The sequence below is a fragment of the Xylophilus rhododendri genome, assembly GCF_009906855.1.
Classification (GTDB): Bacteria; Pseudomonadota; Gammaproteobacteria; order Burkholderiales; family Burkholderiaceae_C; genus Xylophilus; species Xylophilus rhododendri.
Map to the genome: position 1 here is coordinate 1985975 of NZ_CP047650.1, position 18359 is coordinate 2004333.

Genomic DNA, 18359 nt, shown 5'->3' on the forward strand with positions numbered 1-18359 from the left:
GACCTGGACTCCTTAACCGGCGATCGCGCCGATTTGCAGTTCGGTGAACTGCTGGCGATGGCCTTGACGTTTCTGGTAGTGCTTACGACGGCGCATCTTGAAGATGTGCACTTTGTCGTGCTTGCCATGCGACACGACAGTCGCCGTGACGGTAGCGCCGGACACCAGGGGTGCGCCGATCTTGATTTCAGCGCCGTTGCCGACTGCCAGAACCTGATCGATCACGATTTCCTGGCCTACGTCCGCAGCAATCTGTTCTACTTTAATTTTTTCGCCGGAAGCAACGCGATACTGCTTGCCGCCGGTTTTTATGACCGCGTACATACAACCTCTTTATGTGAGTATCCGCAGACGAATTTCTGCAGAGCCCTCGATTGTAGCGCGCGCCGCCGATCCTGCCAAGATGCCCCCAATGAACCGTGGCTGAACGCCCGGGGCGGCAGTTCCTATAATGCGCCGCGCGAGACCTTTTCCGCAGCAAAATCTCCTTACTTTTGACAGCCATCGCCACACCCCCGGCCACGGCCGCGAGCCCTGCCGCCACCCTTGCCCTGATCGTCGACGACATGCGCGAGGTGGACGCCGTCATCGCGCAGCGCCTCGACTCCGGCGTTCCGCTGGTCGGTGAAGTGGCCCGCTACATCATCGCGGCCGGCGGCAAGCGCCTGCGCCCCGCCCTGCTGCTGCTGACCGCCGGCGCCCTCGGCAGCCGCGCGCCGCTGCGCCACACGCTGGCCGCGGTGGTCGAATTCATCCACACCGCCACCCTGCTGCACGACGACGTGGTCGATGCCTCCACGCTGCGGCGCGGCCGCTCGACGGCCAACGAGGTCTTCGGCAACCCGGCCAGCGTGCTGGTGGGCGATTTCCTGTACTCGCGGGCCTTCCAGATGATGGTCGAGTCCGGAAACATGCGGGTGATGAGCATCCTCGCCGAGGCCACCAACGTGATCGCCGAGGGCGAGGTGCTGCAGCTGATGAACATGCACGACGCCGGGCTCGACGAGGCCGGCTACCTGCGTGTGATCCGCTCCAAGACCGCCAAGCTGTTCGAGGCCAGCGCCCGGCTGGGCGCCATCGTGGCCGGCGCCGACGCCGCCACCGAGGAGGCCTGCGCCACCTACGGCCAGGCGCTGGGCACCGCCTTCCAGGTGATCGACGACGTGCTCGACTACGACGGCGACGCGGTCGAGATGGGCAAGAACCTGGGCGACGACCTGCGCGAGGGCAAGGCCACGCTGCCGCTGATCATCGCGATGCAGCGCGGCACCCCGGCCGAAGCCGCGCTGATCCGCACGGCCATCGAGGGCGGCGAAGGCGACCTGGCCGCCATCGTCGCCATCGTGCGCGATACCGGCGCCCTGGACGCCACCCGCGAAGCCGCCGCGGCAGAAGCCCAGCGCGCCATCGACGCAATTTTTCCGCTGCCCCAGAATTTGTACTCGAAAGCCCTGCTAGAATTAGCGGCTCAGCTTTTGACGCGCCGGTCGTAAGACCGCAGTCGCCGATCGAGAGTTGAACGATTCAAGCCCGCCTCCACGGCGGGCTTTTCATCGGGGTGTAGCTTAGCCTGGTAGAGCGCTACGTTCGGGACGTAGAGGCCGGAGGTTCGAATCCTCTCACCCCGACCATTCGGTTGGCCCTCTTTTCAGAGGGAGACCGGGTTTCCCAAGGGAAACCAAAAACCTTGAATCCTGCCAGCCGCGACGTCAAAACGGCGATGCGTCGCCCTGCATGGCTAGTGCTTGCCGGTGGCGTCGCGGCGGGCATCGTGTTCCAGCGCCTGGACTCCGGCGCTGCGCGGCGCGACTTCCTTATCCGTCAGCCGGCGCCACTTGCCTGTCTTGGGGTCGGGGCCGAAGTGGATCGTTCCGGGCAGCGCGGAAGGCGCCGCGTCCGCGGAGTTCGCGGGCGGTTTCCTGGGGGTCTTCGAAGCCGCGTGGGCCACACCGCAACAAGCGAAGGCGGCAACGAGCAAGACGGCATAAGGGCGCATGGGGGACTCCTGTGATTCGAGCATGCCCAACAAGGCCTTCGAGCTGGTAGCCGGCGGTAACGGCGCACCCTGCCAGCGTGCCCACCGGCATATCGAGGCACCACCATCCGGCAGCCTTTGCACCGTCGGCAGCTCCGATGTGACAATGGCGCGGTATGCATCTCGCCTCGGGATGTGACCCAACCAGGATCACTTTCCATGAGCGTGAAAGACCGCAACAACGTCCATGTTCAGGGCGCCGGCACTTCCACCATTTTTTTCGCCCACGGTTTTGGATGCGACCAGAACATGTGGCGCCTGCTGGCTCCGTCCTATGCCGGCCGCTACCGGGTGGTGCTGTTCGACCTGGTGGGTTCTGGCATGTCTGAGGAGTCGGCCTTCGACAAACGCAAGTACGACAGCCTGCACGGCTATGCCGATGACCTGGTGGAAGTGGTGCGGGAGTTCGGCCAGGGGCCGGCGGTGCTGGTGAGTCATTCCGTCTCGGGAATGATCGGCGCCCTGGCGGACATCGCGCAGCCCGGCCTCTTCGCGGCCCATGCGATGGTCGGGCCGTCGCCCTGCTACATCAACGACCCCGCCACCGGCTATGTCGGCGGCTTCAACCGCGCCGACATCGACTCGCTGCTGACGACGCTGGAGAGCAATTACCTGGGCTGGTCCAGCACCATGGCGCCGGCCATCATGGGTTCGCCGGAGCAGCCCGAGCTGGGCGAGGAGCTCACCAACAGCTTCTGCCGCACCAACCCGGAGATCGCCAAACACTTCGCGCGGGTCACCTTCAATGCCGACCACCGCGCCGAGCTGCCGAAGCTGCGCACACCAACGCTGATCCTGCAGTCGGACGACGACCTGATCGCCCCGGTCGATGTCGGGCAGTACATGCAGGCCGCGATGCCGAATGCGCGGCTGCGTATCGTCGAGAACGTCGGCCACTGCCCGCACCTGAGCCAGCCGGGCGCCTGCGCGGCCGCCATCGACGAATTCCTGAAGGACTGCGCGCTTTGAGCATTCCCGGCCCGGACTCGCCAGAGGTAGGCGCAGACATGTTCGACGATGTCCCCTGCGGTCTCGTCAGGACCGACGGCAGGGGCACCTTTCTGCGCGTCAACCGACTGTTCTGCGAATGGGTCGGTTACTCCGCGCAGGCGCTTGTCGGTCGCCGCCGGCTGCAGGACCTCTTCAGCATGGGCGGCCGCATCTTCCACCAGACGCACTGGATGCCCTTGCTGCAGATGCAGGGCTCGATTTCCGAGGTGAAGATCGACCTGGTCTGCGCCCACGGGCCCGATCTTCCGGTGGTGATGAACGCCAGCCGCCGCGAGCGCGAAGGCGCCTGGACCCATGACATCGCACTCTTCGTGGCCCGCGACCGCGACCGGTACGAGAAGGAGCTGATGGCAGCCCAGAAGCGGCTCGAGTTTCTGGTGGAGTCGGAGCGGCAGCTCTCGGAAGAGGCGGTGAACCGGGCGACCTATGCGGAGCAGCTCGTCGGCATCGTCAGCCACGACCTGCGCAATCCGCTCTCCGCCATCCAGCTGGGCGTGGTGGCGCTCAGCCGCAGCAAACCCAGCGAGCAGCAGCAGCGGATCCTGGACCGCATCAGCCGGTCGGCGAACCGGACCAACCGCCTGATCGCCGACCTGCTCGATTTCACGCAGGCCCGCCTGGGCACCGGCCTGGTGGCGCATCGGCTGCCGATCGACCTGCATGCGGTCGTGACCGAAGCCATCGACGAACTGAGCACCGTTTTCCCGCAACGCCTGTTCAAGCACGTGACGAGCGGCGCGGGCGAGGTGCACGGCGATCAGGACCGCCTGGCGCAGCTCATCGGCAACCTGGTGGCGAATGCCGCGGCCTACGGCGAGCCCGGCACGCCCATCATGGTCACTTCCGACATGGACGAGGAACACTTCGCCATCAGCGTGCACAACGAAGGCCGGCCGATACCGGCGGACTTGCTGCCCCGGCTGTTCCAGCCGCTTGTGCGCGGGGTGGAGAACGCCGGGGAAGCCAGCAGCGTCGGCCTGGGGCTCTACATCGTCGACGCCATCGTCAAAGCCCATGGCGGCGCGATGTCGGTGTCCTCCTCGGCGGAGTTCGGGACCAGCTTCATCGCCACCTTCCCGCGCGCCTGCGGCCCTGAAGTGCCCGACGGGCCGGCCTAGCCCGCCGCGCTCCAGTCCACCTCGGGCAGGCATTCGAGTCCGGGCCTGGCGAACAGATAGCCCTGGAAGAACTCCAGGCCCAGATCCGTCAGCACACGCAATTCCTCGCGGGTCTCCACGCCTTCGGCCACGGTACGGATCTTCAGTTCCGAGCAGAGCCCGACCATGGCCGCGACGATGGACCGCTTCACGCGGTTGCCGTCGATGCCGCGCACCAGGCTCATGTCCAGCTTGATGACATCGGGCTGGAAGGCGGCCAGGAATTCGAAGCCGGCAAAGCCCGCGCCGAAATCGTCGATGGCCGTGATGAAGCCGCGCCTTCGGTATTCGGTGAAGATCGACTCCAGGTGCACCAGGTCCTTGGAGCGCTCGTCTTCGGTGAGTTCGAAGATGATGTTCTCGACCGGAAAGCCGTGTTGCTCGGCCGTCGCCAGGGTCAGCCGGATGCAGGCTTCCGCACGGTAGACGGCATTGGGCAGGAAATTGATGCTGAGCTTGGAGCTCATCTGCAGCCGCGCCGCCAGCTCGATGGCCTTGACGCGGCATGCCTGGTCGAAGGCATAGCGGTTGTCCGGCCCGACCTGCGACAGGATGGAATAGGCGCCCTGCCCTTCGGGCCCGCGCACCAGCGCTTCATGGGCATACACCACGCGCCTGGGCAGGTCGACCACGGGCTGGAAGGCCATGGTGAAGGGGAACAGCTCGGCTCCATTACGACAACCCTGGCAGCTGCTGGGACTGGTATCGGCCATTTGAACCTCTCAAGAAACTGAAGAGATTCTGCCGCGTGTGCGCCCTGACGATCCGAGCGAAAAAGCCGCGTCGGACTGCCAGAAAATCCGCCAGCCCCTACAGCCGGATGCCGGCACCCTTGACCGTCGGCCCCAGCACCGCCACCTGATCCCGGACGAAGTCGTTGAACATCGCCGGCGTTTCGGGCTTGGCCACGATGCCCAGTTCGGTCAGCTTCTGCTGGATCTCCGGCATCACCAGCACCTCGTTGCAGGCGGCGTTGAGCCGCGCCACCACCTCGGCCGGCAGTTTGGCGGGGCCGGCCAGGCCGAAGAAGTTCTCCAGCACCAGCGAGGGCTGCTTGAGTTCGACGATGGTCGGCACCTCCGGCATCAGCGGCGAGCGCTGAGTGCCGGTCACCGCCAGCGGCACCAGCTGGCCGCTCTTGAAGAAAGGCACATAGGAGGTGATCACGTCGATGCCCAGCGGAATCGTGTTGGCGATCAGGTCGGTGGTCATCGGCGCGCCGCCGCGGTAGGGCACATGCACCATGTTCAGGCCGGTGGTCTTCTTCAGCAGCTCGCCGTGGATGTGGCCGATGGAGCCCGGACCGCCCGAGCCGAAGTCCATATGGCCCTCCTTGCGGGCCAGGGCGACGAAGTCGGCATAAGTCTTGATGCCCGATGGCTTGCTGGCCATGATGACCAGCGGCGCCGCGCCCAGGTAGGCGATGTTGGTGAAGGCCGCCACCGGATCGTAGGGCTGCTTCTCCAGCGCGAAGGGGCCGAGGGCGATCGGCGTGGTGTTGGACAGCATCAGGGTGTAGCCGTCCGGCGCCGCGGCCGCCACCTGCGCGCCGCCGATGGTGCCGCCGGCACCGGGCTTGTTGTCGACGACGACCGGCTGGCCCAGCTTCTTGGCCAGCTGCTCGGCCATCAGCCGGGCCAGCACGTCGCTGGATCCGCCCGGGGGGAAGGTCACGATGATCTTGATCGGCTTGTCCGGCCATTGGGCGAATGCAGGCAGGGCGGCGGCGGCCATGCCGGCGGCCAGGAATTGCAGTGCGGAGCGTCGTGTCGGATGGAAGTTCATGGCAGTCGTGCGCCTGGGGTGGGGGATATCCGGGCGAAGCAGGAAACGAGCCCGGGCAGGCAGGACCGAAGCTTGCTAACGTCCACTTCCATGACCGTTCAGGAGGAGCGCACCATGACCATGACGACCGCCACCGAGCCCCTGCTGCTGCGCTTCATCCTCAACACCTTCTATTCCGGGCCGCAGGCCTGGTTCTTCATGGCCGACGACCGCGGCTATTTCGAGGAAGAGGGGCTGCAAGTCGAGTTCACCGAAGGCGACACCCTGGCCAACGCCGTGCCCAAGCTGATGGGCGGCGCCTACGACGCCGGCTATGGCGACATGAACGCCTTGGTCGAATGGGCCTCGGCCCGGCCCGGCGAGACACCGGTGGGCGTGTTCGCCCTGCACAACCGCTCGCCCTACACCATCGCCGTGCCGGCATCGGGCGCGCTGCGCCAGCCCGCCGACCTGGCCGGCCGCACCCTGGTCACGCATCCGAACGACGCGGCCTGGCGCATGTTCCCCGAGTTCTGCGCGGCCTGCGGCATCGATCCGGACAGCGTGAAGATCGAGGTGTCGGACCTGCCGCATCGCGCCATCGTGCCCCTGATGCTGCAGGGCCGCTGGGACGGGCTATTCGGCTTCGTCAACACCATCCGCGCGCAGACGTTGGAGGCCGGCATCGCGCCGGACAGCACCCTGCGCCACTTCGAATGGCAGCACCATGTGCCCTCGCTCTACGGCGCGGCGCTGATGGTCACCCCGGTGCTGCGGCGCGACCATCCCGCGGCGGTGGCCGGCCTGGTGCGGGCGGTCAACCGCGGCCTGGCCGATACCGTGGCCGACGTGGATGCGGCCATCGAGGCCGTGGCCCGGCGTAATCCCGCGCTGGACCGGCGCGCGAACCGGGAACGGCTGGCCGGCACCCTGGCGCTGGAGATGGCCCACCCGGAAGGCTCCACCCTGGGCATAGGCGCGGTCGACACAGCCCGCCTGGCCACCACCATCGAGCTGATGGCACGCGCCAAGCAGCTCGCCCGCCCGCCACGGCCCGAGGATCTGTTCGACAGCCGTTTCCTGCCGCCGCCGTCGGAACGGGTACGCTCGCTGGCCTGATCATCAGGGGCTGAAGTGACCGCCTTCCACAACATCAATCTCGCCTCCCTGCTCGACACGCTGCTCAGCCTGTCGGTGGCCTTCGTGCTCGGCGGGCTGATCGGCCTGGAGCGCCAGTACCGGCAGCGCACCGCCGGCCTGCGCACCAATGTGCTGGTCGCCATCGGCGCGGCGGCCTTCGTGGACACCGCCAACCGGCTCAACGGCCACGACGGCGCGGTGCATGTGATGGCCTATGTGGTCTCCGGCATCGGCTTTCTGGGCGCCGGCGTGATCATGCGCGAGGAGGGCAATGTGCGCGGCCTGAACACCGCCGCCACGCTCTGGGGCTCGGCGGCGGTGGGCGCCACGGCGGGCGCCGACCTGATCGTGGAGGCCACGCTGGCCACCCTCTTCGTGCTGGCGGCCAACACCCTGCTGCGGCCCATCGTCAACGCCATCGCCCGCACGCCGCTGGACGTGGCCTCGGCGGAAGTCACCAACACCGTGTACGTGATCGCCGCCCACGGCCAGCAGAAGGCCGCCCTGGCCCAGCTGGAGGAAGCCCTGGGCCGCGAGAACCTGCATCCGCGCGACCTGCGGGTGCACGCTTTCGGCCCGGAGGAGATCGAGATCGAGGCGACGCTGGCCGCCACCTCGGTCGATGGCGAGGCGCTCGATGCGCTGGTCGGCCGGCTGGCCGGCTTTCCGGGCGTGCGGCAGGCCTTCTGGAGCCCCAGCACCTCGGACTGAACCGGTCCGTGCGGCGCCTTTACATTCCAGCAGTATTCGCCCCTGAAGCCTGCCGCGTTGACCAAGCCTGGCAGGCAATACTGCTCATCCTGGAGCTGACGATGAAAACGGATCTCGCATTGAAATGGCTGGGTGTCTCGGTGGCCGCGGCGGCCGCCCTGGCGTTCTCGACGGCGGCCTCGGCCCGCGTCGGTTTGTCGATCGGCATCGGCGTTCCGGGCTATGTCGCACCGGCCTATGCGGCGCCGGTCTATGTGCCGCCCCAGCCCGTCTATGTGGCGCCGCCGGCTCCCGTCTATGCGCCGGCCCCGGTGAGCGGCTACTACGGACAGCCCCAGCCGGGCTATGTGGTCTCGGCCCCGGCCTACGCCCCGCCGGTCTATGCCGCGCCGGTGTACGCGCCGCCGCCTCCACGTCCGGTCTACTACGCCCCGCCCCCGCCTGTGTACTACGGCCATCCCTGGGGCCCGCCACCCGGCGCGTGGCGCCGCGGCTGGTAGGCCGGCGCCTCAGGGCATGGCGCCGACGAACTGGGCGTCCGCCGTGAGGCGCTGCTCGGGTGTCATGGCCGCATAGAGCCGGTCGGCCGCCTGGCTGAATTCACGCAGGCGCCGGGCGTTCTCCTCGGCCTGATCGGCCTTCAGGCGGAAGACTTCGAGCGCGGAGGCCCGCCCGTCTGGCTCCGGCGCCGGCCGCACCGAAGGATGGCCGGCCAGGTTCCACACCGCATTCGAAAACCCCGTCCAGGCCGGACCCTGCTCCGGCGTGATGCGCAGCAGCAGCCGCAGGTCCAGCAGGCGCTCGCGCAGGCGGGCAGCGGCCTCGGCGGGGCTCTGGGGCTGCACCACGGCGGCCGCTTCGTCACCACTGCCGCCGCCTCTCTGGCCGCGGCCTTTTCCCCCGCCGCCCATCCCGCCTCCCCCCATGCCTCCGCCGAACTGCGCGTGGCTGCAGGTGGTGGCAAGCACCAGCACGAGGGCGAGGACAGGGCGCGGGATCTTCAACATGGCGGCATTCGTGCGAGGGGCCGCGTCGCGGCAGACCCGGCATTTCAACCGCCCGGACGCTCGGCACGACGTCCTGGCGGTGAAGCCCGGGTAAAGCCGTGCGACCGCGCCTTCCCACCATTTGCGATGCGCCGCGGGTCCGCGCGGCGGGCAGGGCGGGAGCCGGCGTGCAGTGGGCGATCGCTCGCCACATGTAACGCCCACCCGTGGATTCGTATCCCTGCGCCACCAATGGCGCCAGGGCGGCGATGGTAGGATGTATTTTTTACCCGTAACCACCTGCTACCCGGGACCATGGCCGCGATTGACGCCCTCAGCAAAGACAGCGCCCCGGTCGCGCTTCCCGGCGTAGGCCGCACGCTGATCGCGGCTGGCCTGCTGAGCCAGAAGACCGCCGAAGACCTGGTGCGCAAGGCGGCCGCGTCGCGCACCAACTTCATCGCCGAACTCACCGGCTCGGGCGTGGTGTCCGCCGCCGACCTGGCCCATGCGGTGTCGGCAGCCTTCGGCGCACCGCTGCTCGATCTCTCGGCCATCGATCCGCTGCGCCTGCCCAAGGACCTGCTGGACATCAAGATCTGCCACGACTACCGCGTGGTCGTGCTCAGCAAGCGCAGCAACCGCCTGATCGTGGCCACGGCCGATCCTTCGGACCAGGAAGCCGCCGAGAAGATCAAGTTCTCCACCCAGCTCGGCGTGGACTGGGTCATCGCCGAATACGACAAGCTCTCCAAGCTGCTGGAGACCACCGGCACCTCGGCCTCCGAGCAGCTCGACAACATGGTCGGCAGCGGCGGCGAATTCGAGTTCGACGAGGAGCCCGAGGCGCTCGACCCGAACGCCACCGACAACGGCAACCTGGCCGAGGTGGAGGACGCGCCGGTCGTCAAGTTCCTGCACAAGATGCTGATCGACGCGTTCAACATGCGCGCCTCCGACCTGCATTTCGAGCCCTACGAACACAACTACCGGGTGCGTTTCCGGGTCGACGGCGAGTTGCGCGAGATCGCCTCGCCGCCGGTGGCGATCAAGGAGAAGCTGGCCTCGCGGATCAAGGTGATCTCGCGCATGGACATCTCCGAGAAACGGGTGCCGCAGGACGGCAAGATGAAACTCAAGGTCGGTGCCGACCGGGTCATCGACTTCCGGGTGAGCACCCTGCCCACGCTCTTCGGCGAGAAGATCGTGATCCGTATCCTGGACCCGAGCAGCGCCCGCCTGGGCATCGAGGCGCTCGGCTACGAGCCCGAGGAGAAGGAGCGCCTGCTGCAGGCCATCGGCCGGCCCTACGGGATGATCCTGGTCACCGGGCCGACGGGCTCGGGCAAGACGGTGTCGCTCTACACCTGCCTGAACCTGCTCAACAAGCCGGGCGTGAACATCGCCACGGCCGAGGACCCGTCGGAAATCAACCTGCCGGGCGTCAACCAGGTCAACGTCAACGACCGTGCCGGGCTGACCTTCGCCGTCGCGCTCAAATCCTTCCTGCGCCAGGATCCGGACATCATCATGGTCGGCGAAATCCGCGACCTGGAAACCGCCGACATCTCGATCAAGGCCGCGCAGACCGGCCATCTGGTGCTATCCACCCTGCACACCAACGACGCGCCGACCACACTCACGCGCATGCGCAACATGGGCATCGCGCCCTTCAACATCGCGTCCAGCGTGATCCTGATCACCGCGCAGCGCCTGGCGCGCCGGCTGTGCCCGGTCTGCAAGCAGCCGCACGAGGTGCCGCGCTCGGCCCTGCTCGACGCCGGCTACACCGAAGAGCAGCTCGACGGCAGCTGGCAGCCCTACCGCGCGGTGGGCTGTTCGGCCTGCAACAACGGCTACAAGGGCCGGGTCGGCATCTACCAGGTGATGCCGGTGAACGAGGCCATGCAGGAGATCATCCTGCGCGACGGCAGCGCGCTCGAAATCGCCGCGCAGGCCAGGCGCGACGGCGTGCGTTCGCTGCGCGAATCCGGATTGCACAAGGTGCGCCTGGGCATGACCTCGCTAGAGGAAGTGCTGGCCGTGACCAATGAATGAAACCCGGCCGGCCATGAGCCGCCCGAGCAGGAGCTAGAGCACTATGGCAACCGCCGCGTCGCGAGGCATCAAGGACTTCGTCTTCGAATGGGAAGGCCGCGACCGCCAGGGCAAGCCGGTGCGCGGCGAGCTGCGCGCCAGCGGCGAGAACCAGGTCACCGCCACCCTGCGCCGCCAGGGCGTGGTGCCGGTGAAGATCAAAAAGCGCCGCATGAAGAGCGGCAAGAAGATCCGGCCCAAGGACATCGCCGTCTTCACCCGGCAGCTCGCCACCATGATGAAGGCCGGCGTGCCGTTGCTGCAGTCCTTCGACATCGTGGGACGCGGCAACGCCAACCCCAGCGTGGCCAAGCTGCTCAACGACATCCGCCAGGACGTGGAGACCGGCACCTCGCTGTCGGGCGCCTTCCGCAAGCATCCGATGTACTTCAACAGCCTCTACTGCAACCTGGTGGAAGCGGGCGAGGCCGCCGGTATCCTGGAATCGCTGCTCGACCGGCTGGCCAGCTACATGGAGAAGACCGAGGCGATCAAGAGCAAGATCAAGTCGGCGCTGATGTACCCGATCTCGGTGCTGGTGGTGGCGGCCGTGGTGGTGTCGGTGATCATGATCTTCGTGATCCCGGCCTTCAAGCAGGTCTTCAGCTCCTTCGGAGCCGACCTGCCGGCGCCCACGCTGATCGTGATCGCCATGAGCGAGTTCTTCGTCTCCTACTGGTGGCTGATGCTGGGCGTGCTGTTCGGCATCTTCTACTTCGTGCGCCAGGCTTGGCGGCGCAGCGAGAAGTTCCAGCGCAACGTGGACCGCTGGATCCTGAAGGTGCCCGTCTTCGGCCCGCTGATCGACAAGGCCTGCGTGGCCCGCTGGACCCGCACCCTCTCCACCATGTTCGCCGCCGGCGTGCCGCTGGTCGAGGCGCTGGACTCGGTGGGCGGCGCCTCGGGCAATGCGGTCTACCTGGTGGCCACCGAGAAGATCCAGCAGCAGGTCGCCACCGGCACCAGCCTGACGGCGGCCATGACCAATGCCAATGTGTTCCCGAACATGGTGCTGCAGATGAGCGCCATCGGCGAGGAATCCGGCGCGCTCGACCACATGCTGGCCAAGGCCGCCGACGTGTACGAGGCCGAGGTCGACGAGATGGTGGCCGGGCTCTCCAGCCTGCTGGAGCCGATCATCATCGTGTTCCTGGGCACGCTGATCGGCGGCATCGTGGTGGCCATGTACCTGCCCATCTTCAAGCTCGGCCAGGTGGTCTGAGGCCGGCGGCGGCGCGGATGCGGTCCAGGGTCTGCGCCACGTCGATGCTGTCACCCCAGGGCATGGTCTGGCTCTCCAGCGCGCCGCGCATCACGCAGGCGCGCACGCAGGTCGAAGCGCGCTTCCTCCGCCGGGCGCGGCGGCAGACGCAGGATGTCCAGCCCCTCGGGCCGGACGATGGCGCCGCGCAGGGCGATGCTGCCATGCGTGCCCGACACCCGGAAGGCATCGGGCGCCCAGGAACGCAGGCTGACGCAGAAGGAGGCCATGGCGCCGCCCGGATAACGCAGCTGAAACGCGGCATCCTCATCCACGCCGCCAGGGCCGGTGGTGGCCATGGCCTGCACCACCTCGGGCGTGCCCAGCAGCCATTGGCCCAGCGACAGCGGATACGCCCCCAGATGCGCCAGGGCCCCGCCGCCCAGGCGGCTGTCGAAGATGCCGCCGGGCTCGGGCCGCTGCGACAGGCAGAAGTTGCCGGTGAGCAGGCGCGGCTCGCCGATGGCCTGCGCCGCCAGCTGCGCCCGCAGGGCCTGCGCGGCGGGCAGGAAGCGGGTCCACATCGCCTCCATCGCGAAGACACCGCCGGCGCGCGCCGCCTCGGCGATGCGCCGGGCCTCTTCGGCCGTGGCGGCGAAAGGCTTCTCGACCAGCACCGGAACGCCGACCGCGATGCACATCAGGGCATGGCGCAGGTGCTCCGACGGCGGGGTGGCGATGTAGACCGCATCCACGCCCGGATCGGACAACGCGGCCTCGTAGCCCTCGACCGCCCGCCCGGCGCCCGCTGCCGCCACCAAGGCCTGCGCCCGCTGCAGCGAGCGCGACGCGACGAAGCCCAGTTCCGCCTGCCGCGCGCTGCGCAGCCCGGCGATGAATTTGGCCGAGACGGCTCCGGTGCCGAAGACTCCCCATCGAAAGCGCATGCGTGTTCCTTGCGTCGGTCGTCCCGAGGGCCGGGACGGGCCAGTGTAAGAACCCTGGCGCGGATCGGCTGGCACGGCATTTTCAGGATCCGGGAAAAATGCTTTCTAATGCCTGCCCAGCGCTGTCCCCGCCGCCCCTCATGAACGCCCTCCTCCCATGTCCTTGCCCGCTGAGCTGATCGTCCCCGCCGCCGTGGTGCTGGGCCTGCTCATCGGCAGCTTCCTCAACGTGGTGATCCACCGGCTGCCCCTGATCATGGAGCGGCAATGGGCTGACGAGATCGCCCAGGCGCAGGCCGAACGCGACGGGCCGGCCGCCGAGCCGTCCTCCTACCGCGTCGAGCCCGAGGCGGAAACATTCAATCTTGTCGTGCCACGTTCGCGCTGCCCGCACTGCGGCCACCAGATCCGCTGGTACGAGAACCTGCCCATCCTCAGCTGGCTGGCGCTGCGCGGGCGCTGCTCGTCGTGCAAGGCGCCGATCAGCGCGCGTTATCCGCTGGTCGAGGCGGCCACCGGCCTGGTCTTCGGCTACTGCGCCTGGCGCTGGGGCCTGGGCTGGACGACAGCGGCCTGGTGCGGCTTCGGTGCCGCGCTGATCGCCCTGGCCATGATCGACTGGGACACCACCCTGCTGCCCGACGGCATCACCCTGCCCCTGCTCTGGGCCGGGCTGATCGCGGCCACGCTGCAATGGACCGCCCTGCCCCTGGCCGATGCGGTCTGGGGCGCCGTGGGCGGTTATCTGTCGCTGTGGCTGGTGTACTGGGGCTTCAAGCTGCTGACCGGCAAGGAGGGCATGGGCTACGGCGACTTCAAGCTTTTCGCGGCGCTCGGCGCCTGGTTCGGCTGGCAGGCGCTGATCCCGCTGATCCTGATCGCCTCGATCACCGGCGCCATCGTCGGCCTGGTGCTCAAGCTGCGCAGCGGCCTGCGCCCGGGCGGCTACGTACCCTTCGGGCCCTTCCTGTCGCTGGCCGGGCTGGTGGGCATGGTCTTCAGCCCGGCGGCGCTGCTGCCGCTGGGCGGACTCTGAAGCGCGCGCCGCCGCGATGCGAACCCTGGGCCTGACCGGCGGCATCGGCAGCGGCAAGAGTACCGCCGCGGGCCTGCTGGCCGCGCGGGGCGCGTCCATCGTGGATGCGGATGCGCTCTCGCGCGCGACCACCGCCGCGGGCGGTCCGGCCATCCCGGCGATCGCGCAGGCCTTCGGGCCGGACTTCATATCCGCCGACGGCGCGCTCGACCGTGAACGCATGCGCCGGCTGGTCTTCGAGCAGCCCGCCGCCCGCCACCGGCTGGAGGCCATCGTGCATCCGCTGGTGCGCGCCGCCACCGACGCCGCGGCCGACGAGGCGCGGCGCGCCGGTGCCGCCCTGCTGGTGTTCGACGTGCCGCTGCTGGTCGAATCCGGCCACTGGAGCGACCGGGTCGACCGGGTGCTGGTGATCGACTGCGAGGTCGCCACGCAGCTGGCCCGGGTGCTGGCCCGCAGCGCGCTCGACGAGGCCACGGTGCGCCGCATCGTCGCCTCGCAGGCCAGCCGCATCGAGCGCCGCCGGGCCGCCGATTTCGTCGTCTTCAACGACGGGCTTGACATTACGCAACTCGATGTTGCGCTCGGGGCGATCGCCCGCAGCATGGGACTATGATGGCCGCCGTGATCTTGTACGAATACCCTTTCAACGAACGTATCCGGACCTATCTGCGGCTCGAACAGCTGTTCCGCCGACTGGGCGAACTGGTTCCCCGGGAGCATCCGCTGGACCATCACTTCGCCCTGGTCTCGGTCTTCGAGATCATGGACGTGGCCGCCCGCGCCGACCTCAAGGCCGACGTGATGAAGGACCTGGAAAAGCAGAAGCAGCAGCTCGACAGCTTCCGCGGCAATCCGGCCATCTCTGCGGGGGTGCTCGAAGGCGTGATCGCCCAGGTCGACCAGTGCCTGGCCTCGCTCACGCAGCTGGTGGGCCGCGCCGGCCAGTCGCTGACGGAGAACGATTTCCTCATGGCCATCCGCAGCCGCGCCGGCATCCCGGGCGGCACCTGCGGCTTCGATCTGCCGGCCTACTACGCCTGGCAGCACCAGAGCGCCACGGTGCGGCGCCACGACGTGTCCAACTGGGCCTCGACGCTCGCGCCGCTGGCCGAAGCCATCTACCTGCTGTTGAAGATGCTGCGCGACTCCGGCGTGCCGCAGAAGGTGATGACCCAGCACGGCGGCTTCCAGCAGACCCTGCCGCAGGGCCGCAGCTTCCAGCTGCTGCGCCTGCGCATGGACCCGGCCAGCGGCCTGGTGCCCGAGATCAGCGGCAACCGGCTGATGGTGTCGGTGCGGCTGATGAAGCAGGAAGGCGATGGCCGCCTGCATGCCGCGGGCGAGGACGCGGGTTTCGAGCTCTCGCTTTGCGCCTGAGCGCGCGAGCCGGCAGAATCCGCTGTCCATGAGCCAGCCTACCGACCCCGTATCCGTCCCCAAACGCATCGTGCGCTGCCCTGCCTGCGGCGGCGACAGCGTCTATAGCGTGGACAACGCCTACCGCCCCTTCTGCAGCGCTCGCTGCCGCGGCATCGACCTGGGTGCCTGGGCCAGCGAGAGCTTCCGGGTACCCACCGAAGTCCCGCCCGAAGACGAGATCTACGGCGATCCGCGGCATCAACATTGACCTCCCGGCTTCTCACTACGCTTCGCTTCGTGTAGTTCGCCACCTCCCGAGGAGGAGGCGCGGCCGCCTTGGGGCGGCCCGGCGGCGGCCGCAGCGCCCGTCTACACGTCCTGGTGTGTGGCACCCTGGAAGCCCTGTTCCTCGGCCATCCAGGCCAGCACCGGGAAGGCGCCGGGCAGCACCGGCGTGACGGTCAGCGGCAGACTCTGCCACTGCATCTGCTGGCCTTCGCGCATCTCGAATGCGCCGGTCCACTCGCGGACACGGCACCAGTGCAGGCGCACCAGCGCATGCGGGTAGTCATGCTCGGTGACCTTCCAGACCTCGCACAGGCCGATGACGATGCCCAGCTCTTCTTCCAGCTCGCGGCGCAGGGCCTCTTCGACCGTCTCGCCGGCTTCGAGCTTGCCGCCGGGGAACTCCCAGTAACCGGCGTAGGGCTTGCCCTCGGGGCGGCTGGTCAGCAGCATCTCGTGCTCGCCGCGCAGGAGGATGCCGACCGCCACCTCGGTGTGCTTGCGGGCCTCAGCCATCGGCACGCCCGGCCCGGTCCCGGGCGAACTGCCAGGCCACCCGGCCGCTGCGCGAGCCGCGCTCCAGCGCCCAGACCAGCGCATCGGCGCGCGCTGCCGCGATCTGCTCTGCCGTCTGGCCGAAGGAGGACAGCCACTGGCCGCAGATGGTCAGGTATTCGTCCTGGGTGAAGGGATAGAAGCTCACCCACAGGCCGAAGCGCTCGGACAGGGAGATCTTCTCCTCGATCACCTCGCCCGGATGGATCTCGCCATCGGGCGTGTGGGTGTAGCTGAGGTTCTCGGCCATGTACTCCGGCAGCAGGTGGCGCCGGTTGCTGGTGGCGTAGACCAGCACATTGGCGGTGGAGGCCGCGACCGAACCGTCGAGGATGGACTTGAGCGCCTTGTAGGCCGGCTCGCCGTCCTCGAAGCTCAGGTCGTCGCAGTAGACGATGAATTTCTCGGGCCGCTCGGCCACCATCTCGACGATGTCGGGCAGGTCGATCAGGTCGGCCTTGTCCACCTCGATCATGCGCAGGCCCTGGGGCGCGAAGGTCTTCAGGCAGGCCTTGATCAGCGAGGACTTGCCGGTGCCGCGCGCACCCGTCAGCAGCACGTTGTTGGCCGGGCGGCCCTCGACGAACTGGCGGGTGTTGCGTTCGATCTTTTCCTTCTGCGGCTCGATCTCGCGCAGCTCGGACAAGGCCAGGCCGGAGATGTGCTTCACCGCATCCAGCCGCCCCACGCCGTTGCCGCGCCGGCGGTAGCGCCAGGCGATGGCCTGGCTCCAGTCGGGGGCCGAGAGCGGCTGCGGCAGCACGGCTTCGAGCCGTTCGAGCACCTGTTCGGCGCGGGTGATCAAGCGTTCGAAATGCTCGTTCATGCCTTCAGCTGCGGTAGTCGGCGTTGATCGAGACGTAGTCGTGGCTCAGGTCGCAGGTCCAGACGGTATCGCTGGCATCGCCACGGCCCAGGCCGACACGGACGGTGATCTCGCTCTGCTTCATCACACGCTGGCCGTCTTCCTCGCGGTAGTCGGGGTTGCGGCCGCCTTTGGTGGCGACATGCACGTCGTCCAGGAACAGTTCGATACCGGTCTGGTCCAGGTCGCCGATGCCGGCGTAGCCGACCGCCGCCAGGATGCGGCCCAGGTTCGGGTCGCTGGCGAAAAACGCCGTCTTGACCAGCGGCGAATGCGCGATCGCATAGGCGACCAGGCGGCATTCGGCGGCATCGCGGCCGCCTTCGACGGCGATGGTGATGAACTTGGTCGCGCCTTCGCCGTCGCGTACGATGGCCTGGGCCAGCAGGCGCGCCACGCCCAGCAGCGCCTGGTAGAGCGCCTGGCCTTCATCGCTGTCGATGGATTCGACGACGGCATTGCCGGCACGGCCGGTGGCGATCACCACGAAGGAGTCGTTGGTGGAAGTGTCGCCGTCGATGGTGACGCGGTTGAACGAGGCCTCGGCCAGCTGCGATGCCAGCTGCTGCAGCACCGCGGGCGCGACGGCCGCGTCGGTGGCCAGAAAGCCCAGCATGGTCGCCATGTTGGGGCGGATCATGCCGGCGCCCTTGCTGATGCCGGTGACCGAGACGGTCTTGCCGCCGACCATGGCCTGGGCGCTGAAGGCCTTGGGCACGGTGTCGGTGGTCATGATGCCTTCGGCGGCGCGCGCCCAGTGGGCGGGCTGGGCATCGGCGATTGCCGCGGGCAGGCCGGCCGCGATGCGGTCCACCGGCAGCGGCTCCATGATCACGCCGGTGGAGAACGGCAGCACCGCGTTCGCCGGCAGGCCGAGCAGGCCGGCCAGCGCTTCGCAGGTGGCGCGGGCACGCGCCAGGCCGTCGGCGCCGGTGCCGGCGTTGGCATTGCCGGTGTTGATCACCAGGGCCCGCACCGGCTGGCCACCGGCCAGGTGTTCGCGGCAGACCTGCACCGGCGCGGCGCAGAAGCGGTTCTGGGTGAACACGCCGGCCACCTGGGTGCCTTCGTCGAGCAGGAAGACGCTCAGGTCCTTGCGATGGGCCTTGCGCACGCCGGCTTCGGTGATGCCGATACGCACGCCGGCGATGGGAAGCAGCGCCGCGGCGTCGGGCGCGGAAAGATTCACGGGCATAAGGAGTCCTTG

21 protein-coding genes and 1 tRNA gene are annotated in these 18359 nt (G+C 68.2%); 13 read left to right on the plus strand and 9 right to left on the minus strand.

The features are described from left to right. Positions 1-12: 12 nt before the first annotated feature. On the minus strand, positions 13-324 hold the full coding sequence (rplU, locus tag GT347_RS09105) for a 50S ribosomal protein L21 (RefSeq protein ID WP_160551651.1): 312 nt from the start codon (positions 322-324) through the stop codon (positions 13-15). 242 nt (positions 325-566) lie between these two features. Here rplU and GT347_RS09110 point away from each other — a divergent pair, with 242 nt between their 5' ends. Both GT347_RS09110 and GT347_RS09115 read left to right on the plus strand, forming a co-directional pair. Then, positions 567-1493 (plus strand): polyprenyl synthetase family protein, encoded by a 927-nt coding sequence (locus GT347_RS09110; RefSeq protein WP_160555280.1) that lies wholly within the window; start codon positions 567-569, stop codon positions 1491-1493. A gap of 61 nt (positions 1494-1554) precedes the next feature. Next, positions 1555-1631, plus strand: a tRNA-Pro gene (locus GT347_RS09115). 107 nt (positions 1632-1738) lie between these two features. Here GT347_RS09115 and GT347_RS09120 read toward each other — a convergent pair. Continuing rightward, the gene (locus GT347_RS09120; RefSeq protein ID WP_160551652.1) at positions 1739-1996 is read right to left on the minus strand and encodes a hypothetical protein; all 258 of its coding nucleotides are present in this window, start codon (positions 1994-1996) and stop codon (positions 1739-1741) included. A 198-nt stretch (positions 1997-2194) separates the two neighbouring features. Between GT347_RS09120 and GT347_RS09125 the strand changes: the two genes are divergently transcribed. Then, a complete protein-coding gene (locus tag GT347_RS09125; protein ID WP_160551653.1) occupies positions 2195-3004 on the plus strand; it encodes an alpha/beta fold hydrolase in 810 nt (269 codons plus the stop codon). Positions 3005-3042: 38 nt separating this feature from the next. After that, a complete protein-coding gene (locus GT347_RS09130) occupies positions 3043-4164 on the plus strand; it encodes a sensor histidine kinase (RefSeq protein ID WP_160551654.1) in 1122 nt (373 codons plus the stop codon). On the opposite strand, the gene GT347_RS09135 is transcribed toward GT347_RS09130, so the two are convergent. Next, positions 4161-4916, minus strand: a complete 756-nt coding sequence (locus GT347_RS09135; protein ID WP_229722808.1) for an EAL domain-containing protein — start codon at positions 4914-4916, stop codon at positions 4161-4163. The genes GT347_RS09130 and GT347_RS09135 overlap by 4 nt on opposite strands. Positions 4917-5013: 97 nt before the next feature. Further along, positions 5014-5988 carry a Bug family tripartite tricarboxylate transporter substrate binding protein gene (locus GT347_RS09140; protein ID WP_160551655.1) on the minus strand — a complete coding sequence of 325 codons (975 nt, stop codon included), beginning with the start codon at positions 5986-5988 and terminating at the stop codon, positions 5014-5016. 114 nt (positions 5989-6102) lie between these two features. Here GT347_RS09140 and GT347_RS09145 point away from each other — a divergent pair, with 114 nt between their 5' ends. The 3 genes from GT347_RS09145 (at position 6103) to GT347_RS09155 (ending at position 8318) form a co-directional block, all read left to right on the plus strand. Then, positions 6103-7086 carry an ABC transporter substrate-binding protein gene (locus GT347_RS09145; protein WP_160551656.1) on the plus strand — a complete coding sequence of 328 codons (984 nt, stop codon included), beginning with the start codon at positions 6103-6105 and terminating at the stop codon, positions 7084-7086. A 15-nt stretch (positions 7087-7101) separates the two neighbouring features. Further along, positions 7102-7818: an MgtC/SapB family protein gene (locus GT347_RS09150; RefSeq protein ID WP_160551657.1), complete on the plus strand. Its 717-nt coding sequence runs from the start codon at positions 7102-7104 to the stop codon at positions 7816-7818. 101 nt (positions 7819-7919) lie between these two features. After that, the gene (locus GT347_RS09155; RefSeq protein ID WP_160551658.1) at positions 7920-8318 is read left to right on the plus strand and encodes a virulence factor; all 399 of its coding nucleotides are present in this window, start codon (positions 7920-7922) and stop codon (positions 8316-8318) included. A 9-nt stretch (positions 8319-8327) separates the two neighbouring features. Here the strand turns inward: GT347_RS09155 and GT347_RS09160 are convergent, their stop codons facing one another. Beyond that, on the minus strand, positions 8328-8825 hold the full coding sequence (locus tag GT347_RS09160) for a Spy/CpxP family protein refolding chaperone (RefSeq protein WP_160551659.1): 498 nt from the start codon (positions 8823-8825) through the stop codon (positions 8328-8330). 294 nt (positions 8826-9119) lie between these two features. Here GT347_RS09160 and pilB point away from each other — a divergent pair, with 294 nt between their 5' ends. Then, on the plus strand, positions 9120-10862 hold the full coding sequence (gene pilB, locus GT347_RS09165; protein ID WP_160551660.1) for a type IV-A pilus assembly ATPase PilB: 1743 nt from the start codon (positions 9120-9122) through the stop codon (positions 10860-10862). Positions 10863-10905: 43 nt separating this feature from the next. Beyond that, on the plus strand, positions 10906-12123 hold the full coding sequence (locus GT347_RS09170; RefSeq protein ID WP_160551661.1) for a type II secretion system F family protein: 1218 nt from the start codon (positions 10906-10908) through the stop codon (positions 12121-12123). A 50-nt stretch (positions 12124-12173) separates the two neighbouring features. Here GT347_RS09170 and GT347_RS09175 read toward each other — a convergent pair whose 3' ends face one another. Next, on the minus strand, positions 12174-13049 hold the full coding sequence (locus tag GT347_RS09175; RefSeq protein WP_160551662.1) for a Gfo/Idh/MocA family protein: 876 nt from the start codon (positions 13047-13049) through the stop codon (positions 12174-12176). Positions 13050-13206: 157 nt separating this feature from the next. Between GT347_RS09175 and GT347_RS09180 the strand changes: the two genes are divergently transcribed. Genes GT347_RS09180 through GT347_RS09195 form a run of 4 tightly spaced genes read left to right on the plus strand, consistent with a single transcriptional unit; the run spans position 13207 to position 15715 of the window. Beyond that, positions 13207-14085: a prepilin peptidase gene (locus GT347_RS09180; protein WP_195812407.1), complete on the plus strand. Its 879-nt coding sequence runs from the start codon at positions 13207-13209 to the stop codon at positions 14083-14085. A 16-nt stretch (positions 14086-14101) separates the two neighbouring features. Continuing rightward, positions 14102-14701, plus strand: a complete 600-nt coding sequence (gene coaE, locus GT347_RS09185; RefSeq protein WP_160551663.1) for a dephospho-CoA kinase — start codon at positions 14102-14104, stop codon at positions 14699-14701. An 8-nt stretch (positions 14702-14709) separates the two neighbouring features. Continuing rightward, entirely contained in the window at positions 14710-15465 is a 756-nt protein-coding gene (zapD, locus tag GT347_RS09190; RefSeq protein ID WP_160555283.1) for a cell division protein ZapD, read from the plus strand. A 28-nt stretch (positions 15466-15493) separates the two neighbouring features. Further along, positions 15494-15715 carry a DNA gyrase inhibitor YacG gene (locus GT347_RS09195; protein ID WP_160551664.1) on the plus strand — a complete coding sequence of 74 codons (222 nt, stop codon included), beginning with the start codon at positions 15494-15496 and terminating at the stop codon, positions 15713-15715. A gap of 101 nt (positions 15716-15816) precedes the next feature. Here GT347_RS09195 and GT347_RS09200 read toward each other — a convergent pair whose 3' ends face one another. Genes GT347_RS09200 through argJ form a run of 3 tightly spaced genes read right to left on the minus strand, consistent with a single transcriptional unit; the run spans position 15817 to position 18347 of the window. Next, positions 15817-16248, minus strand: a complete 432-nt coding sequence (locus tag GT347_RS09200) for an NUDIX domain-containing protein (RefSeq protein WP_160551665.1) — start codon at positions 16246-16248, stop codon at positions 15817-15819. Further along, the gene (locus GT347_RS09205; protein WP_160551666.1) at positions 16241-17113 is read right to left on the minus strand and encodes an ATP-binding protein; all 873 of its coding nucleotides are present in this window, start codon (positions 17111-17113) and stop codon (positions 16241-16243) included. Before GT347_RS09205 ends, GT347_RS09200 begins: the two co-directional genes overlap by 8 nt. A gap of 4 nt (positions 17114-17117) precedes the next feature. After that, positions 17118-18347: a bifunctional glutamate N-acetyltransferase/amino-acid acetyltransferase ArgJ gene (gene argJ, locus GT347_RS09210; RefSeq protein ID WP_160551667.1), complete on the minus strand. Its 1230-nt coding sequence runs from the start codon at positions 18345-18347 to the stop codon at positions 17118-17120. Between the last annotated feature and the right edge of the window lie 12 nt (positions 18348-18359).